Here is an 18,989-nt window from a genome sequence, read left to right on the forward strand (position 1 = left end):
ATGAAGAACTCCGCTCACGGATAGAGGTCTATATCCATTGGTATAACCATGTTCGATCAAAAGAAAAATTAGCTGTTCTCAGCCCAGTCCAATACCGAATCCAAGCCAGCCAAACGGCTGCATAATAAAAACTCTAACTTTTGGGGGTCGCCACCCATTCGACAATTTGCACCTCAACCCACATCGGATTGTCGAATAGGTCGGGTTGATTCGAGAATTTCGACTACAGCAAAGGCTGCCTCGATAAAAAGGCAGCCTCGTTTTTTGCATATAGACCTGCATTTATTCTTTATATTCCGCCGCAGCTACTTGCGCATCTCTCCGTGGTTCCCTTAATGTCATCACGAACCGGAAAACCGCCAACCCAAGCAGGATTGCCGCTTCTATATAGAAGATACCGCGCACCGAGGTTACCTGGAACAGACGCTCCAATACCACGATGCCATATGGGGAGAAGGCTGCCCCAATATTGAACCCGACCAGAATGAGTGAAGTCCGGTAAGCCGCATTGCCGGCAGAGGACGTGCTGACTTTATTGAGAAGATAAGGGAGGAACGTCCTGAAGGAAAAGCCACAGATGACCGCACCGATGCTTGTCTGCAGGACACTGTTCGATGTCGCAATCAAAAACATGCCGATGCTCATGACGGAGAATGAAATCGGCAGCGTATAGGTCCGTGTGATCCGGTACACCTTCCCGAAAAGAAAACCAGCTGACATGGCCCCCACCCCGATCAGCGCCAGGATGTTGCTGCCGTCCGTCGCATCGCCGTATCCCAGCGTGGTCATCAAAGTCGTGCCTTTCACAGCGATGGACATGTAGATGATGACGGCTATTACCAGCAACACGATATACCCAAGGAAGTCCCGTTTGCCGAGAGCGGACTCACTGTTTTTTGGGACGGCCGATGCTTTCATTCCCCCGTCCGCTGCTTTTTCCTTCCCGATTTCGTCATAAGCGACATTCGGGACGAACAGTAGGAACAGGATGAAGACGGGCAGCGCAATCAGATAGACCCAAAAGGATGTTTGCCAATGCACCTTCAGCAGCTGTCCGACGGTGAAAGTCATAAACATACCGCTCAGCCCTTCGAAGGCACTCTGGTAACCGATCATGGCCGCCCTTTCGTCACCTTCGTAAAAATGGCTGATGATTGCGATAAGGAGCGAATTGAACATGCCTACGCCGAAGCCGAAGAGCGCACGCGATATGAGAATGATCCAAAAATTGTCGATCAGCGCCGGAATGATGCCGGAGACGAGAACGATGACGATTCCGATCAGGATCGTGCGTTTGTAGCCCAAATAACGCGCGAAGAGATTGCTCAACAATACCGAAATAATGATGAACAGGGATGGAATGGTCGACAGCATCTCTACGGTTTGGAGCGGAACATCCGCGAATGTTTTCGCCATGGCCGGGATATTGGCAGCGATGGCCCCTCCCGACACCACGATCAACGAAGCCGAGAGGATGGACATTTTCAATAGCAGGTCTTTTTTCAAATCGATACCGCCTTTCCGCGACAAAGCACGTCTTAGCATTATAATCGCTAACTTTTTAGGCTAAGCATAACACCTGAAGTGAACTCCAGGTCAAGACTTTTCGCGGAAATAATTGCGGCGAGCGACGCGGAATCGGTGCGTTCCTCCGGCGAGGATTCCCACACCGGAGGACAACGGTATCTTACGGTCGCTTCTCCTGCGAGCCAGTCCTCATCGGTGCACAGGCTTATATTGTGGGCCGTCCTCCGGCGTGGCCTCCGTTCGCCGGAGGAGAAAACCCTTGCTGCGTATCACCTCAGCCTTACACGAGAGAGCGGAGGGTATGCGTAAACACTCCCTGTTGACTTGCCCCCCGAAGCAAGTAGTATAATTGATATGCATACGCTTCACATCCCAGGAGGACCCCACATGAAAAAAACGTTGTACTTGATGCGCCATGGCCAGACCCTTTTCAATGTCCGCAGAAAAATCCAGGGGGCATGCGATTCGCCTTTGACGGAGCTCGGCATCCAACAAGCCGGAATCGCCAGTGCCTACTTTGATGATATCGATTTTGACCATGCCTACAGCTCCACAGCCGAGCGCGCTTGCGATACATTGGAGATCGTGACGAACGAACTGATGCCTTACCAACGCCTGAAAGGCCTGAAGGAAATGCATTTCGGCACCTTCGAAGGCGAGAGCGAAGACCTGAATCCCAAAGACAAAAGCACTTTTTTCTTGCAGTACGGTGGAGAATCCGGTGATCAGGTAATGGAACGGATGGTCCGGACCTGCACCGAAATCATGGAACAGGACGACCACCAAAACGTTTTGGCGGTCTCGCACGCTGGCGCCTGCATCCACTTCCTGCGTGCTTGGCAGGATCCGAATGAAGTGGTGAAGGATGGTATCACCAACTGCTGCGTCTTCAAGTACGAATACGATCCGGAGGCGAAAACATTCGCGCTGTTGGAAGTCGAACGGCATGGGTTCTAAAGTTTCTTGAAAACAAATCTGGATAAATGAAAAAAGTTAAGGGAAGCCTCAAAATAAGGAGGCTTCCCTTAACTTTTTGTGCATTTTCCACAATGAAATAATTGCCGAAGAGTGCAGAAAGATGAATATCTTTCTGTTATTCATCTTTTTCAGTCCGTGTTGGCCTAGAAAGATGAATAACTTTTTATTATTCATCTTTTTCGGGCCCTGGTGCTCTGAAAGCATGAATATCTCACTGTTATTCATCTTTTCGGGGCTTGCCTCCTTATAAGTTCGTACCCCAGACACCGCAGAACGGATCGACCGGGCTCTTGCCTTGAAACTCGGACTTGCCGATCAATTTTTCCACGAGGATCTCGTTCACTGTGCCATTCACTGAATAACCGTTGATGTAAGTCCGGATCATCGGTGAATCGGCAGCCATCAAGCAGATCCACTTTTGCTTTCAGATCGTCCACTCCCTACTTAAATATTTCAAGGAAGTCCAATTGTCCGGAATTGAATGTTTCGACGGAAAAGCCGACTTCGCTCAGTTTTTATATGAAGGAACCTTTGGAAGCCGTGCAGCTTTCCGCCCATGCTTCCTGCAAAACAGCAAGGGACAAATCAGCCGTGCTCGGCAGCACGCGGTCCGCCAGCGCCAAAACCTGTTCATCGCCAACCCCAACCGCCACGATACCGGCAGCTTTGATGGCTTCAACGCCTGAAGCCGCATCTTCGACCCCTACACAGTCAGCCGGGTCGGCACCCGCAAGCTGAGCGCCCGCCAGAAAAATATCTGGAGCCGGTTTGCCAGCCTTAACTGTCGCCGGATCGACGATGCCGTCAAAGTAAGGACGCACCTGCAACAGGTCGAGGATTCCCGGTGCATTCTTGCTTGCGGAAGTCACGATCATTTTTATGCCGGCAGCCTTCAGTTCCTCCAACAGCGGAATGATACCCGGCAAAATATCATCCGGCGTCATTTCCTTTATCAATTCCAAGTAATGGGCATTCTTTTTCACGCATAATTCATCTTTTTCGGCTGAGGAATATTTATCCGCAACCCCGCCTTGCGCCAATATGCGCTCCAGCGAATCGATGCGGCTTACCCCTTTCAACTCCTCGTTGAACGCCTCATCCACTTCAATGTCCAGCTCCGCTCCCAAGTCGCGCCAAGCCAAAAAATGAAATTTCGCCGTATCGGTAATCACACCATCCAAATCAAATAGTACCGCTTTCATGTCCCCATCCCTTTCGTCTGCATTTCTGCCTCAGTTGCCTTAAGCTTAAAATTAGTTCAAAGGATACGCAAGAAATAGGGCATTGTCAACGGACTCATTAGACAGTCAATTATTTTACAATCAGATATCCAACTGGCCACCAAATTCCCTCGTTCATTCATCCGATCTATAAATGATTTCGCTATCATTTATAAATCAGATTAACCAAACGGCCGAACCCTATGCCAAAAAGCTGCTTCTATTAAGATATACCATCTATTTGCATCCAACACAAAAAACGGGAACTGATCCGTCTCCAGCAAATCCGAAAACACGAGACTCACCATCGACAATCAATCCCCGCTACAAACCGATAAATATATTTACAATATCATCGTCGTTAAATCCCGAACGCAAATGTTAAGCAACCCGATAGATTGCCACTCCGAGCAGCACTGCCGCCATCACCCCAAGGTTTTACTTACTCACCAAATTTTTCTTGCTCCACTCGCCCATACTCTGCAGTATAGGAATAAAACTTTGTCCCAAAGGTGTTAAGGAATATTCGACTTTTGGCGGAACTTCTTTATAGACTTCTCTGTGAACCATCTGGTCTTCTTCCAATTCTCTCAATTGCCTTGTTAATATCCCTTTTGAAATATTTGGCAACAACCGTTGAAGTTCATTAAACCTTCTCGTCTGCACGCTTAGATTCCATAATATGATGATTTTCCATTTCCCTGCAATGATGTCTTGCGTTTGCGTAACGGGGCAAACCTCTATTTGATCCCCTACAGGTTCACCAAACCGACTTCTTGCCATGATAAATGCCTCCCGTTCTTAATGGTACTGTTTTTGTGACTAGGTCATAAAAAAGTGCCTACTTCCAAAAATCTGTCTATTACTATACTATTAGTTTACATTAAATAAGTAAACAAAAGAATTGGAGAGATGCAATATGAAATTATTAGTAACGGGAGCATCAGGGAAATTCGGTACCAAAGTTGTAGAAACGCTGTTGAAGACTGTCCCCGCCAGTCAACTGGCTGTCAGTGTTCGTAACCCAGAAAAAGCGGAAGAATTAAGGGCTCGTGGAGTGGATGTCCGACAAGGTGATTTTGATCATCCAGAAACATTGGATGCTGCTTTTGCAGGTGTTGATCGTTTATTGCTTGTTTCTGCGGATGGGGATAACGAAACAAGAATTCGCCAGCACGCCAATGCAGTAGCTGCGGCAGAACGCGCTGGCGTCGGTTTCATCGCATACACCAGTTTAGCGAATGCAAAAGAAAGCAAAAACTTATTCGCTCCAACGCATCAGGCCACAGAAGCAGCGATCTTGAAAACGGGGATCCCCTACTCCTTCTTACGTAACAACTGGTACTTGGAGAATGAAATTTCAAGTATTCAAGGTGTCCTGGCAGGAGCTCCATGGGTCACATCAGCAGAAAACGGCAAGGTAGGCTGGGCACTTCAACAAGAATATGCAGAGGCTGCGGCTGCTGTACTTTCCGGTGACGGGCACGAAAACACAATCTACGAGCTTTCTGGCAAAGCGTTGACTCAGGAAGAAATGGCAGCAACTCTCGGAAGTGTATTGGGCAAGGAAGTAACTGTCCAGCAGGTTGATGACGTTGCCTATGCCGAAATCATGGTGGATGCTGGTGTGCCGGATTTCGTTATCCCTATCCTTGTTGAAATCCAAAAAAGCATTCGAGTTGGCTCCCTGGATGTTGAGAGCAATGATTTCGAAAAACTTCTTGGTCGTCCAGCAACCCCACTCAATGAGGGTTTGACCCAAATCGTAAATGGAATTACGCAAAAATAATTATTGCATTGAACCATAAAAATGAGGTCCTTTATTCCCAGTGATTGACTGGGAATAAAGGACCTCATTTTTATAGTAGAGTCTTCGGTAGCACACTCATCCAACAATCCACTCAACAATGATATTGCCTGTTAAGCAATCCGATAGATTTCCGCTCCGAACGGCATCAATGCCAACTTGGCATGCTTGAAGTGCTGCATACCGAACGGAATGCCTACGATTGTCATGCAGAAGATGACGCCCATAATGACTTCTTCGGCTGCCAATGCCAAACCGCCCAACAGCATCCAGATTATATTGAACACAAACGATGTGCCGCTTTCGCTGATGCGGATTTCCCTGCCGAACGGCACTGCCGCCATCACCGCGAACTTGAAGCACTGCATACCGATAGGGATCCCGACGATGGTCAGGCACCACAGGATTCCGATAACGATCCAGGAAATAAAACTGATGAAACCACCTAACACAAACCAAATCAGATTCATTAGGAAATTCATGATCCTCAACCTCTCTTTCCCTTACATTATAATCCCTGCTGCACGCAAAGACATCAGACTAAGTGCTGAATTTTCTCCCTGGTCTACGATTTGCTCACGGCCTGTCCTCCGGTGAACGCAGGCTTCGCCGGAGTTCGCCCAACATTTCGGCGTCCTCCGATAAGGCTGGCTTCGTCGAAGGTGGGGCCGAAAGTTACCGCTGTCCTCCGGGGAGCGGATGCTTAACCGAAGTTGACGACCGTTTCAAACCACGCTCCTCCGGCTACCAGGCACCCTCTGCTCCGAAAAAAGAGCCGCCTCGCAAAGAGACGGCCCCACACTATTTCTTTGGACTAATAAGTTAATCCTGGGTTGAAGAATCCAAGCAAAACGCCGACAAATGCAACGACTACCAATATCAACATTACTTTGATTGGTGACATGTTCTTTTTGGAAAGCAAATACCAGCAGCCAACTACAAATGAAGCAGTCAATAATCCCGGGTATACTGAATCGAATTTGTCTTGCAGGGTCAAGAGGCTATTGCCATCCGCTCCAACCAACATGAACGAAGTTTTAACACTCACCCAAGTAGCAGCAACAGCCCCAATGACCATTCCTCCTAATAAGGTAATGGATTCACGTAGTGCCAAACCTTGTGGTCCTACCAAGAAATCAACAGCCTTACCGCCTAATTCATATCCTTTGAAGTAAAGGAATTTCATTCCAAGATAGGCAATGATGTTCCACACGATTATGTAGAAGATTGCGCCTAACGGTGAGCCATCAGTGGACAAGCCCAGTGCGATACCGAGCAGAATCGGAATCAAAGTTCCAACGATCAGGGAATCACCGATACCTGCCAAAGGACCCATCAGACCAGCTCGTAAACCATTGATCGTTTCATCATCAACATCCGCTGACCCATTGGCACGAGCCACTTCCAAACCAGCTGTAATACCGACTACGACCGTACCAATTTGTGGTTCAGTGTTGAAGAAGGCAGTATAGGTTTTCATCGATCTTTCTTGATCTTCTTTTTTATCATACAATTCTTCTACAATCGGCAGCATCGAACATAGATAGCCAAATGTTTGCATATGTTCTTGAGAAAAACATGTCAAGTTTCCGTAATACCAATTGTGGAAAGATTTATTTAATGTTTTTTTGCTTAATTCCTTATCCATCATCTTAAATGTCCTCCTCTTCATCGCCGCTCACTGAAACCATTCTTTGCAATGACAGTAGTTTGATACGATAGTTGATTAATGCAAACATAGCCGCAACCACTGTTGCTGAAACCAAGTTGATCCCTAATGACGCAGCCAAAGTAAAGCCGAAAAAGAAGGGAATAAAGTCTACTGCTTTCGTAACGATTTGTTTCAATAGAATCGCAATACCGACGCAAGGAAGCAAGGATCCGACTGTAAATAAGGTTTTCATTGCCAAACCATCCATTGGTAAGGTTGTTTTGATTACCTCTACAACATCAGCTCCTAATTTACACATGATCAAGGTTGGGATAAATGAAAAGAAGAAATGGGAAATCCAAGGCAAGCCCATGTTGACTGTATATAGCTTACGGAATTCTCCTTTTTCCACCGCTTTCCAACCGATGTGTTGCCACGCTAGGTTAGCTGTTGCCGTTCCGTAAAATAATACGGTACCCAAAGTCCCGACCATCGTACCGAATGATGTCGCCAATGCTGCACCTTCTACGCTAAAAGCCGTCAAACCATAGCTTTTTAAAGCTACCATCGCAAGCGGAATACCAATATAACTGACTGCCCGAACGTCAGCTGAAACCGTTCCACCAGGAGTGACCAATGCGATGTATACGATTTGCATTGCAGCGCCGACTAAAATACCCGTTTGGATATCTCCTAAAATAATACCTGAAACTAAACCACCGATTAAAGGACGACCTAATGTATAATTTCCGAATGATGTACCGCCTAAACCAGGCATACTTGATAAGCAAGCGAACAGCCCTAGCATAGCTGCTTGAATCCAACTAATTGTCATAATTTCTTCTCCCCTTTTGTTTTTTTATTTAAAACCAAATTTGCTTCTGAAATTTTCCCATGTTCCGATTGAAACATCAGGCAGCAAGGCAAATTTAATTTTATAACCAGCTTGATACATTGCTTCAAAGGCCTCTGCTTCTGCTTGTGTGATCGATTGGTTATTTCCCAATTTAGTAGTGCCCTCACGGTCATTGCACGGACCTACGATTATAGTATCGATTCCGGGTTTGAATTTTTGGTCCATTAAAATCTTTTTCATGTCCAAAGGATCTTTGGTAATCAAGAAATATTGATCTTTGCTGTCCAATACTTTTTGATTTTTTTGTTGCCATTCCTCATTGGTCCAAATGAACGTTTTTAAACCACTGGCACTCTTATAGGCCGCTTTTAAGACGTCACTCTGAGCCGCTTTATCATTCACAGCGACTAGCCCATCACAAGGGAACTCTCTTGCCCAACGCGTACATGTTTGACCATGAATCATACGATCATCAATCCGGATAAATGATACTGTCATTTTATTTCCCCCTCTAAATTTCGTCGTCTTCTTCTGGTTGTTCTAATTTGAATTCTTGCAAAGCTGCTTTCGCTTCGGATACTACGGTAGCGATAAAAGTTTCTCTGTCCGAGCTGTCTTTCATCAGAACGGCAGTTAAAGCCAACGGCAAGTTCATGCCTCCGATAGTGATCGTATTGGCGAGCTTCCCTTCATTCGCTAAAACAGTTAATGCTGTTGTCAAAGGTGAGCCGCCTATAATATCAGCAAGCAAGATGATTTCATCATCCCCAGTCACAGCTTGAATGCCTTCCTTGAACATCAAAGCAAATTCATCTGCTGTTTTCCCATCAGGCAATCCAACCGCGATCACATCATCCCGTTTTCCAGCCAACATATTCAATGATGATTTTAAGCCCGTTGCAAAATCACCGTGGCTTACCAGAACCACATATTTCACATTATTTCCTCCTACTCGTATATGAATTAACCTCTATAGAATAGCACCCATTGAAGCGCTTGCATCGTGTCGAGTGTCAACACATTCATGTGACATTTGGCATGAAATAATAAAAAAAATGTTTGGCCTCAGCATTGTCCGGTCCGGCGTCCGGGTCTGGCGGTTCGTTTCCCCGCCAAATTGGCTTTCGCGGGGAATATCGTGTTGTCCGCGGACGTTTTGCCCCGCCAAAGGGGTTTTGGCGGGCTATCTCTGCGCATAAATTTAATTCCCATACAAAAAAGAGGCTGTATCAAAGCCAGAAAATCCCGTTCTGGTTCTGATAAAGCCTCCTATTCGTGTTGCAGTATACAGCGGATTACTCGGGCTTAACAGACCTCATCCTCCGCGTGACATTTGTCATCCCGATTACTTTAATTGATTGTCAATTTCCTTTTCGATGTCAACCAACTCATCCTCGATCCGATTTTCATTCAACGCATTGGTAATCAGATAATCGCATCTTTCAATGACATTATTGTACTTTTTGAATTTCGGTTCGATAACCGCGTTTTCGATAATGTCATCCAACACAGCTTGTTTTAAGGAATAATTGCTCATGGCATCCTGATCCAGCAGTGCTTTCGTGCTGTCACTCGCCATTACACTCTTTAAAGCGGAAGCCCCTTGCGAATTTTCAAATAGTTCCTGTTGAATTTCTTGGTCAATCGTTAAGGTTTCAAGAAACTCAAAAGCTAATTGTTGCTGGGTCGTTTTGGAATTTATCGCTATCAAAGAGGTGGCTATTTGGGAAGTCTTTTGATTAGCGGTTGTCCCCGGCATCGCCAAGCAACTCCATTTGAAAGTAGAATATTTACTGACGCGATAAGGATAGGGTTGATAGGTCCGGTATTGGGCAAACGTCAACGGGCAAAAAGCGACATTCCCTTTATCGAAGTCCTCTGACGATACTTGATAGCCCTTATTCAAATCCTTCAGTTTTTGAACATAAGATAAGGCTTCCCTTACATCGCTTTGATTCAGATTACTCGATGCACCCTCCTCATCAAACAAGCTGATGCCGTAACCGTTGACCGCATCTTGCCATTTGAAACCATAGGAGCCGTATTGATCAATCGTGCCATCACCATCAGTATCCTTCGTCACTTGTGCACATATCTGATAAAATTCTTCGATCGTCCAATTGCCCTCAGGTATAGCAATGCCTTCCTTTTCCAATAGATCGCGATTGACGCACATCATGGTCGGGTTGATCTCATAGGGTAAGGCATATTGCGTATTTTGGTAACCACCCGAGCTAAGAGCGCTTTCATAAAATATATCAGTGCTTATGTCATTGTTTTCAATCAGATCATTCAACGGCAGCAGCGCCCCTAAGGAAGATAGCCTATTGAAGTCTTCAGCCAGAACCATAAAAACATCCGGTTGGTCCCCGCTGGCGATATTGGAAGCTAACCAGGCTGAATAATCTTGTTTCAAAATGCCGCTCTCATATTTTATCGTTACATTAGGATGTTCCTTTTCGAATTTTTCAATGGCATCATCGATTACTTTATAGCTTTCCGCATTGTAGACATCCCAATTGCTGCCGGTAAACATCCCTAGGGTAATCGTGATTTCCCTGTGAGAGCTGACAAACAGATAGACCATCACCAGACTGCAGACTATCAAAGCGAGGAATACCTTTTTCATCTTAGTCATGATCATTACCGAAGTCTTTTGTGGTTTGACCCGTTTGGACTGCCCAAATAGCCAGTTGTGTCCGATCCCTTAAATCCAATTTGGACAAAATGGTGCTGAGATAATTGCGAACCGTCCCCTCCGATAAGAATAACTTTTGCGATATTTCCTTATTGGACAGGCCGAACCCCACTTGTTGAATGACCTTCATTTCACGGTTTGAGATATCCGCAACATTTTTATCATCCACTTGGATCGCATAATTGCTGGTTGCCATTTGAGAGAATTTTTTGAATACTTTAGAGGCGATATCCGGGTTGATCATCGCACCCCCATTAACGACGGTCAAAATGGCTTGGTGTAAACCGTCCATGCTGACTCCTTTCAACAAATACCCGCTGGCTCCATATTTTAATGCACTGAACACAAATTCATTGTCATCAAAAGTAGTCAGGATAATGATTTTAATGTCAGGATATTGTTCCTTGACCATCTTCGTGCAGTATACGCCATCCATTTTTGGCATCCGGATGTCCATCAAAATAAGGTCCGGACGGCATTTTTTGATGCTTTCCAGCACTTCAAACCCATCAGCTACGGTAGAGACAACTTCAATACCCGGTTTGGTCGATAAAACAATTTCCAGGGATTGTCTTATCAACTCTTGATCATCGGCAATCATTACTTTAATCATAATTTATTCCCCTTTCGATCGGTATTTCTATGGCAGTTCTAAAACCGTTCTCGCCAGAAAATCTGACCGTACCATTTAAAATCGATACGCGTTCACACATCTGCTTTAACCCATAACCACATTTGATGCTTTCACAACCCGTGCCATTATCTTGAATGATGATGACATATTCATCATCGTAGACGAACATATTTATTTCGATCTCCGTGGCGTGCCCGTGCCGCAAAGAATTGGTGATGGATTCCTGGATCATCCTGAAAATGATATCTTCTTTGGTATTCTCAATATCAACATTATCCCATTTGTAATGCAAATCTATTTTCAGATTGGACACACCTTCATATTCGGCAATCATTTTGGTCAGTCCATCTTTTAAGGTGCTGTCTTCCAAAACGCCCGGGCGCAATTTATATAAGGAACGCCGCACATCTTTAATGCCCACCCTGACAACTTCACTAACCAGCAGCAATTGCTTTTTCGTTTTATCTGGATCGATATCAATTATCGCAATGCAGGCATCTACACCCGCCGATATTCCGGTTAAAGCATGGCCCAGCGTATCGTGTATTTCTCGGGAAATTCTTTTCCGTTCATTATCTTCACCGATTTTTTCAGTCAAATTGGCATAGTTCTTCAATTCGACATTTACGCGTGAGACCATCGCCAATTGTTCTCCGACACGTTGTTTTTCCCTTTGTTGAACAAATAAAGAAGTCGCCAGAAAAGATATAAAGCCAACGATATTCAGCGAAGCAAGGATGTTTCTGAAGAACAATATCAAGGTTCTGGCTCCACTGGGATAAAAATTAATATAGGTTTCAATCGAGGGCATTCTGACAATGAGCGAAAGAATGGCATAATCAGAGATGATCAGCAGGCCAAAGCTGATGACCAACAGTGCCGGCCAATATTTAATGTTTTTTGTATTATACAAAATATCAGCAAACACCAATAACACGATGCCATTGTAACTGCCGTTCAAAACGATTATCAACGTTATCATTACGATAATTTCCAGATATATCAACCAATAAACGATATAACTGTCTTTCGTGCGGAAATACATGCTCGCCAGCAATACCAAAAACAACAGGATCGCCCCAAAAAAAGTCTTTTCCGGAGCCGGAGGGACATAAGACAGGTTTTCCAAAAAAGCAGAGGCATACCCATGGGACTGCAAATATTTTGTCGAAAGCAAAAAGATGGAAGCATTAAACAATACGATAATAAAATTCAGTAGCAATAAGGAATTATGAATATAAGCTATATGCTTCGTTCCTAAATTTTTCATTATTGCCACCCCGAAATATCATATTCACTGATGTTGTCCTTGGTTATTAAGGTAACAGGCACAACAATCGACTTTTCGTATGGTTCATCATCAACAATTTCATAGGCTGCTTCAATAGCTTTTGCTCCCATTGTAGTAGGCGATTGTGCTGCAGTTCCCTGGACTTCATCACTATCAATCAATAGTTTCTTCATATCCGGTGAACCATCCACGCCATAGACCAGTACTTCATGATTGATTTGTTTATCTTTTATTGCCGCCAAAGCACCCAATGCGCTTGGGTCATTTAAAGCCATGACAACATCGAAATCAATTTTTTTATCAATGATTTCCATCATTACGGGCATCGCGACTTCCGTTTGGCCTAAGCATTCTTCGCTTGCAACAACCGTATAATTGTCATTATCTTTGATCGTATCCAGAAAACCGTTGATCCGGTCAACAGACGACAACGCAGCGCTGTGTTTTAAAAGCACAATCTTTGCTGAAGCCAGATTGCGCATCATATCCTTGGCACACTGCACGCCAGCATCATAATTATTGGATAAAACAGTGGTGTCCGCAATGGTGACATCATCCAGCTGCGCATCAATGACGATAATCTTGATGCCTTTTGCTTTGGCTTTTTTCAAAGAATCATTCACTTTGGAATAATCAACCGGGTTGATGATCAATACATCAATCCCCATCTCGATCAAGTCATTGATTTGTTCGTTTTGTTTATCGACATCCAAAGCCGGATCCCGGGTATACAAGATATCGCCACGACCATTGATTTGTTTCTCTATTTCATCCGTTATGGCCTTGTAAAAGCTATTATTCATGGTCATATAAGTAGCACCAAAAATAATTTTGTCACTGTCGTATCTGACGAATTTATAATTATAATAGATGGATGAAACCGCGATGACACAAACAGAGACAATTATAACCATCATTTTGCTTACATTTCTCATCAAATCCTCACTCTCCCACCTCACAGTCTATATACTTTTGTCACGTATGTAAATTGACAAAAGTAATTAATTTATGCAGACGCTTTCTGAAAATCCTGACTGCAAAACGAAAACAGCAAGCCCCAAGTCTCCGATCGGATATCGGAAATTAGGGGCTTGCTGTTTTACTGAATTTTCCTATTGAGGAATTACTCCCCCCGCACTCGCATAACCGTCTCCCGTTCGATCACTTCATGCGGCACGATCATCTTCGGCAGCAGGGCGCTCGGTTCTTGGAGATGGCGGATCAGGAGGGCGGCGGCTTGTCTGGCCAGTTCCTGGACGTGGATATCAATGGTCGTCAGGAATGGGTGGGACAGAGTCGCAAAGACGGAATTGTTGAAGCTGACGAGAGAAATGTCGTCCGGCACTTTGTACTTATCCAGCTGTAGATACTGTAGGACCCGCAAGGCCAGGCGGTCATCGCCGACGACAAGTCCGGTCGGTTTGGTTTCTTCGAGGAACTCTTGGAAAGCCATGAAGTCATCCGGCGTTTCGAAGTAGAGTGACGGATGGACGGTCAGTTCGGCGTCGCGCAAGGCATCGGAATAGCCCTTGTAACGTTCCTTGTCGACCGTTTGCGAAGGCGTCAATCCGACGAAGCCAATCCGTTCGTGTCCGTGTTGGATCAGGCAGTCCGTCGCCGTTTTGCCGGAAAGGCGGTTATCGTTGTCGATATAGATCGTTTCGTTCTCATAGACATCCGGTTTCCCCAGCAAAGCATAGGGGATCTTCCCTTCGTGCAGGAACTTGCGGATTGGGTCATTCGCCTCCGAATACAACAGGATAAAGCCATCGACCAGTTTGCGCTGATGCATCAGGCGTACGCTATCCTTCAGCTCCGCCATCGTTTTACCGGTAGCCAGGGAAATCATGTATTTCTGTTCATTGCAGACGACGCCGATTTCCTGGATCATCTCCAAGAACAACGGGTTCTGCGCAGGGTTCCCCATTGTCGCCACCGGCAGAATCACACCGATTGTCTGGGTGGACTTGTTGGCCAGGTTCTGGGCGGCGAAGTTGGGCGTGTAACCCAGTTTCTGCATCGCATGGCGCACTTTCACTTTTGTATTTTCGCTGATCAGCGGACTGTCCTTCAACGTGCGTGAAACGGTTGAAGTCGCGACACCTGCTTCTCTGGCGACATCTTTTATCGTAACGGTCATAGGCATTTTCCTCAGGTTCATTTTTGTATCTCTAGATTACCATTTAAAAGTGTAATTTTGAACCCTTGCCGCCAAAGTATTTGGCGCCAGGACGATATTGTCCCAATCCGGATGGTGGATGGCATCCGGCACTTCCTGCGCTTCGATCGCCAAGCCCAGCTGACTCCGCATTGGACGGCCGTTCACAAAGTACGGTTCGTTCATGTCTGTCGTCGAAAAAAGCACAATGCTGCTGCGATTGCTGGACAGTTCAAGTTGGCGGCCGCTCTCCTCATCATGGAGTATCAGCTGCGGCTGTCGATCCGACTGCATCAGGAAAACATCATCGAACCCTTCTGGCCGTTTGCGGATGGCGTCACCGATAAAAGTCGCTTTGCGAAAATCGAAAGCCGTCCCCTCCACCGCTTGTTTCGTACCAACGGGAAGCTTGTCGGCATCCAAATCCAGTACTTCTTCGCAGGCCATCCGCAAAGTATGATCGGTAATCGGGCGTTTGGCATCGCCGCTCAAGTTGAAATAGATATGGCTGGTCGGATTGAACAGCGTTTCTTCAGTGTCCCGGCTGATCCCTTCCATCTTGATTGTCAGGCACCCTTCCGCATCCAAAGAATAACTCACTTTTGCCTGAAGTTGGCCGGGATAGCCGACCTTTTCCGGAGTTGATTCCAACGAGAAAGTGACGGTTATCGCTTCTGCAGTCTCTTTGGTCGTGAAGTCCCAAAATTGTTGGCCCCAACCCCGGCTGCCGCCGTGGATATGGTTTTCGCCGGCGTTCCGCTCCAACTGCACTGCGCCCCATCTGCCTCCAGCAATGCGGCCGGCGACCGGTCCGACGGTGGCGCCGAAGGAAGCCCGGTCGTTTCCGTAGGCTTCGGCATCAGCCAAGCCCAGCACAACATTTTCGCTCTGGCCTTCCCGGTCCGGGACCAACAAACAGATCAGCCGGGCACCGTAGTTGCTGCAGCTGACGGACATGCCGTTCGGCTGCATCAAGGTGATGCGCAGGACTTTTTCCGTTCCGATGCTGCCCCATTCGCGGATCGTTATGCTGCCCATCTTAAATCGCCATCTCCCACGTATCGCGCAGGATGGCAAGCGACAAGTCGCTCGTGTCCGCCAACACGCGGTCGGCATGTCCCAACACAGATGCATCACCGATCGCGACCGCGGTGATATTCGCTGCTTTGATGGCATCCACGCCTGAAGCGGCATCTTCCACACCGATGCACTCGGCTGGTTGCACGCCTGCAAGCTCCGCTCCGGCCAAGAAGATGTCCGGAGCCGGTTTTCCGGCTGCCACTGATGCCGGATCGACGATGCCGTCGAAGTAGTCCTTCACCTGAAGTAATTCAAGGATGCCGGGCGCGTTCTTGCTGGCTGAGGTGATGATTGTCTTCAGACCTGCTTCGCGCAATTCTTCCAACAACAGCAGGATCCCTGGCAGGATATCAGCCGGTGTCATTTCCTGGATCAATTCTAGATAATGGTCATTTTTCTTTGTGCAGAAAGCTTCTTTTTCAGCCAAAGAATACTTGTCAGCCAATCCACCGTATGCGAGGATGCGCTCCAGCGAATCCATCCGGCTGACGCCCTTCAGTTCTTCATTGAAGGCTTCGTCGACGGTGATCCCCAACTCCGCTCCGAGGTTACGCCAGGCCAAAAAATGGAACTTGGCGGTGTCGGTGATGACGCCGTCCAAATCAAACAATACTGCTCTCAACATTTCTTTCTCTCCTTTAATGTCGCTCATACGGACACGGTCTTTTTCAGTGCGACTTTGATTTCATCTTTCAGCTGTAGCTCTTCGTCGTAGATGCGGACAGGTAACGCTTCGCCCTTCACCAAGGTCAAGCTGACGGTTTCTTCGTTCACTGCGATCAGGATCAAGCGACCGCGGTAGTTGATGTGGAATTGGTAGTGAGTCCAGTCTTTCGGCAAGAACGGCGCAAAACGAAGACCGTCTTTGGCGCGCATGCCGGCGAAACCTTCCGCGATCGTCAACCAGCTGCCGGTCATCGATGTGATGTGCAAGCCGTCTTCGGTATCGTTGTTGTAGTTGTCCAAATCCAAGCGCGCGGTGCGTCGGTAAAGATCGACAGCTTTTTCTTCTTTGCTCAGTTCGGCCGCAAGGATGGCATGGATGCATGGCGACAAGCTTGATTCATGTACGGTCATCGGCTCGTAGAAGTCGAAGTTGCGTTCTTTTTCTTCCATCGTGAATTCGTCACCGAACAGGTAGATCCCTTGCAGGACGTCCGCTTGCTTGATGAAGCAAGAACGCAAAATCTTGTCCCATGACCAGTGTTGGTTCAATGGCAAATCAGCCTTGTCCAACGCGCTGACCGGTTTCAAATCCTTATCAAGGAAAGTGTCGTGCTGCACGAAAACTTGGCGCTCTTCATCGTACGGGAAGTACATGTTGTCGATGATATCCTGCCATTGTTCTTTTTCAGTTGTGGTGATGCCCAACGCTTCTCCACGTTCAGGATATTTCTCCAGGCTTTCCAAAGTATAACGCAGCACCCAGACAGCCAAACGATTTGTGTACCAGTTGTTGTTGATGTTGTTTTCGTACTCGTTCGGCCCAGTTACGCCATGGATCATGTAGCACTGCTTGTTCTGCGAGAAGTGTACACGGTCCGCCCAGAAACGGCTGACGGCACTGAGCACTTCTAGCCCTTCTTCGGCCAAATAGCTTTCATCACCTGTATAGGCTGTGTAATTGTAGATTGCGTAAGGGATCGCACCGTTACGGTGGATTTCCTCAAACGTGATTTCCCATTCATTGTGGCATTCCACGCCGGTGAAGGTCACCATCGGATACAATGCGCCCTTCAATCCTTGTTGCGCGGCATTGTGGAAAGCTCCCGGCAATTGATTGTGGCGGTATTTCAACAGGTTGCGGGTGACTTCCGGCTCGGTGACCGCCAAGTAGAACGGCACGCCGTAAGCTTCCGTATCCCAGTAAGTAGCGCCGCCGTATTTCTCGCCGGTGAAGCCTTTCGGTCCGATGTTCAAGCGTTCATCTTCTCCATAATAAGTGGAGAACAGTTGGAACAGGTTGAAACGGATGCCTTGTTGCGCTTCGTCGTCGCCGCCGATTTCGACATCCGCCAGTTCCCAACGTTTGGCCCACAGATTCGCTTGTTTTGCTTCCAACGCTTCGAAACTTTGGCCGGATACTTTTGTTGCATAGATTTCTTCAGCAGTTGCTGCAAGTTGGTCCTTCGCATGATCGCGGCTCGTTGTCAGCGTCACGTATTTCTCTAATGAAAGGACTTGGCCGTTTCCAGCTTCCCCTTCGAATACTTGGGAGACGAACAATTCCTTGCTGTTGTTGCCTTTTGGATTGAAGCCTGTCGCTTTGTGGTGCATCGTGGCAGCTACGCTGAAACGTTCGATGCCGAAGTTGTTCGGGATCGTTTCGACGACCAACGTATCGTCAGTCTGTTCAACCCATTCCCAGAACATTTCATCATAGTTGGCATCCTCGTTTTGGACATTCCCGTCCAGAGCGCTTTCGATGCGGATATTGGCATTTTCTGAAGCTGTGATTTCCACTTTGATGGCGCAAAGTTCCTTAATGTCGATGCTCAGGAAGCGTGTGAAATGGACAGTGACTTCTTTGCCGTTCTTCACTACCGTAAAGAACCGTTCCAGACGGCCTTTTTCCATATCCAACGTCAAGGCAAAGTCTTTCGTTTCGTCCTTATGCAAATCGACTTCTTCCCCGTCCACAAAGATATGCATATAAAGGAAATTCATCGCATTGATCACTTTTCCGAAATATTCCGGATAACCATTTTTCCACCAACCGACGCGCGTTTTGTCTGGATACCAGACGCCTGCCACATAGGTGCCTTGATGATGATCGCCTGAGTAGGCTTCCTCGAAGTTTCCGCGCATGCCCATATAGCCGTTGCCGAGGCTGGTCAAACTTTCCTGCAGGCGGCGGTTTTCTTTATCTAATTGTTTGGTTGTCACTTTCCATGGATCGATCTCAAAAATTTGTTGTGTCATCATTGCTTCCCCCTTATTTGTTCTTCCCCCTTAGTTTAAGTGCAATCGGTTGCATTGTCAATGCAAAAGTTGCATTATTATTTTTGCCGGATTATTTAACGGACTGGGAACCTTTTCCTTCATCTATTCGCTGGATATCTGTTGGAAAAACCAATTTATTCTGAAAT

The 18,989-nt window shown here is 46.6% G+C and carries 20 protein-coding genes; 3 read left to right on the forward strand and 17 right to left on the reverse strand.

The genetic code is table 11. The features are described 5' to 3' along the window. Positions 1-125: IS3 family transposase (locus WBM30_RS01600; protein ID WP_424899096.1), on the forward strand; the 125-nt coding region annotated here is incomplete at its 5' end. 157 nt (positions 126-282) lie between these two features. On the opposite strand, the gene WBM30_RS01605 is transcribed toward WBM30_RS01600, so the two are convergent. After that, positions 283-1,506, reverse strand: coding sequence for an MFS transporter (locus WBM30_RS01605; RefSeq protein WP_424899050.1), 1,224 nt, complete (start codon positions 1,504-1,506; stop codon positions 283-285). Between the two features lie 408 nt (positions 1,507-1,914). On the opposite strand from WBM30_RS01605, the gene WBM30_RS01610 reads away from it, so the two are divergent. After that, positions 1,915-2,484: a histidine phosphatase family protein gene (locus WBM30_RS01610; RefSeq protein WP_424899051.1), complete on the forward strand. Its 570-nt coding sequence runs from the start codon at positions 1,915-1,917 to the stop codon at positions 2,482-2,484. Positions 2,485-2,749: 265 nt separating this feature from the next. On the opposite strand, the gene WBM30_RS01615 is transcribed toward WBM30_RS01610, so the two are convergent. The 3 genes from WBM30_RS01615 to WBM30_RS01625 all read right to left on the reverse strand — a co-directional run bounded on the left by WBM30_RS01615 (position 2,750) and on the right by WBM30_RS01625 (position 4,508). Next, entirely contained in the window at positions 2,750-2,908 is a 159-nt protein-coding gene (locus tag WBM30_RS01615) for a hypothetical protein (RefSeq protein WP_424899052.1), read from the reverse strand. Positions 2,909-3,020: 112 nt separating this feature from the next. Then, complete coding sequence (gene pgmB, locus WBM30_RS01620) at positions 3,021-3,707, reverse strand: beta-phosphoglucomutase (RefSeq protein ID WP_424899053.1); 687 nt, start codon at positions 3,705-3,707, stop codon at positions 3,021-3,023. Between the two features lie 456 nt (positions 3,708-4,163). Then, a complete protein-coding gene (locus WBM30_RS01625; protein ID WP_424899054.1) occupies positions 4,164-4,508 on the reverse strand; it encodes a winged helix-turn-helix transcriptional regulator in 345 nt (114 codons plus the stop codon). Positions 4,509-4,644: 136 nt separating this feature from the next. Between WBM30_RS01625 and WBM30_RS01630 the strand changes: the two genes are divergently transcribed. Then, positions 4,645-5,514, forward strand: coding sequence for an SDR family oxidoreductase (locus WBM30_RS01630; RefSeq protein WP_424899055.1), 870 nt, complete (start codon positions 4,645-4,647; stop codon positions 5,512-5,514). A gap of 131 nt (positions 5,515-5,645) precedes the next feature. Here WBM30_RS01630 and WBM30_RS01635 read toward each other — a convergent pair whose 3' ends face one another. The 13 genes from WBM30_RS01635 to WBM30_RS01695 form a co-directional block, all read right to left on the reverse strand. After that, positions 5,646-6,014: a YccF domain-containing protein gene (locus WBM30_RS01635; protein WP_424899056.1), complete on the reverse strand. Its 369-nt coding sequence runs from the start codon at positions 6,012-6,014 to the stop codon at positions 5,646-5,648. Positions 6,015-6,346: 332 nt separating this feature from the next. Then, positions 6,347-7,183: a PTS system mannose/fructose/sorbose family transporter subunit IID gene (locus tag WBM30_RS01640; protein WP_424899057.1), complete on the reverse strand. Its 837-nt coding sequence runs from the start codon at positions 7,181-7,183 to the stop codon at positions 6,347-6,349. 1 nt (position 7,184) lies between these two features. Continuing rightward, positions 7,185-8,018 (reverse strand): PTS mannose/fructose/sorbose/N-acetylgalactosamine transporter subunit IIC, encoded by an 834-nt coding sequence (locus WBM30_RS01645; RefSeq protein ID WP_424899058.1) that lies wholly within the window; start codon positions 8,016-8,018, stop codon positions 7,185-7,187. A gap of 24 nt (positions 8,019-8,042) precedes the next feature. Continuing rightward, on the reverse strand, positions 8,043-8,537 hold the full coding sequence (locus tag WBM30_RS01650) for a PTS system mannose/fructose/N-acetylgalactosamine-transporter subunit IIB (RefSeq protein ID WP_424899059.1): 495 nt from the start codon (positions 8,535-8,537) through the stop codon (positions 8,043-8,045). Positions 8,538-8,550: 13 nt separating this feature from the next. Beyond that, entirely contained in the window at positions 8,551-8,976 is a 426-nt protein-coding gene (locus tag WBM30_RS01655; protein WP_424899061.1) for a PTS sugar transporter subunit IIA, read from the reverse strand. 408 nt (positions 8,977-9,384) lie between these two features. Continuing rightward, entirely contained in the window at positions 9,385-10,683 is a 1,299-nt protein-coding gene (locus tag WBM30_RS01660; protein ID WP_424899062.1) for an ABC transporter substrate-binding protein, read from the reverse strand. Further along, positions 10,670-11,350, reverse strand: a complete 681-nt coding sequence (locus WBM30_RS01665; protein ID WP_424899063.1) for a response regulator — start codon at positions 11,348-11,350, stop codon at positions 10,670-10,672. Before WBM30_RS01665 ends, WBM30_RS01660 begins: the two co-directional genes overlap by 14 nt. Further along, a complete protein-coding gene (locus WBM30_RS01670) occupies positions 11,343-12,332 on the reverse strand; it encodes a sensor histidine kinase (protein WP_424899064.1) in 990 nt (329 codons plus the stop codon). Before WBM30_RS01670 ends, WBM30_RS01665 begins: the two co-directional genes overlap by 8 nt. Before the next feature lie 308 nt (positions 12,333-12,640). Further along, a complete protein-coding gene (locus tag WBM30_RS01675; RefSeq protein WP_424899065.1) occupies positions 12,641-13,597 on the reverse strand; it encodes a sugar ABC transporter substrate-binding protein in 957 nt (318 codons plus the stop codon). A gap of 188 nt (positions 13,598-13,785) precedes the next feature. Then, the gene (locus tag WBM30_RS01680; protein WP_424899066.1) at positions 13,786-14,802 is read right to left on the reverse strand and encodes a LacI family DNA-binding transcriptional regulator; all 1,017 of its coding nucleotides are present in this window, start codon (positions 14,800-14,802) and stop codon (positions 13,786-13,788) included. Between the two features lie 36 nt (positions 14,803-14,838). Next, positions 14,839-15,858: an aldose epimerase family protein gene (locus WBM30_RS01685; protein WP_424899067.1), complete on the reverse strand. Its 1,020-nt coding sequence runs from the start codon at positions 15,856-15,858 to the stop codon at positions 14,839-14,841. 1 nt (position 15,859) lies between these two features. Continuing rightward, on the reverse strand, positions 15,860-16,525 hold the full coding sequence (pgmB, locus tag WBM30_RS01690) for a beta-phosphoglucomutase (protein ID WP_424899068.1): 666 nt from the start codon (positions 16,523-16,525) through the stop codon (positions 15,860-15,862). A gap of 23 nt (positions 16,526-16,548) precedes the next feature. After that, positions 16,549-18,825 carry a glycoside hydrolase family 65 protein gene (locus WBM30_RS01695; RefSeq protein ID WP_424899069.1) on the reverse strand — a complete coding sequence of 759 codons (2,277 nt, stop codon included), beginning with the start codon at positions 18,823-18,825 and terminating at the stop codon, positions 16,549-16,551. Positions 18,826-18,989: the final 164 nt, after the last annotated feature.

Source organism: Trichococcus sp. (assembly GCF_049684335.1).
Taxonomy (GTDB): domain Bacteria; phylum Bacillota; class Bacilli; order Lactobacillales; family Aerococcaceae; genus Trichococcus.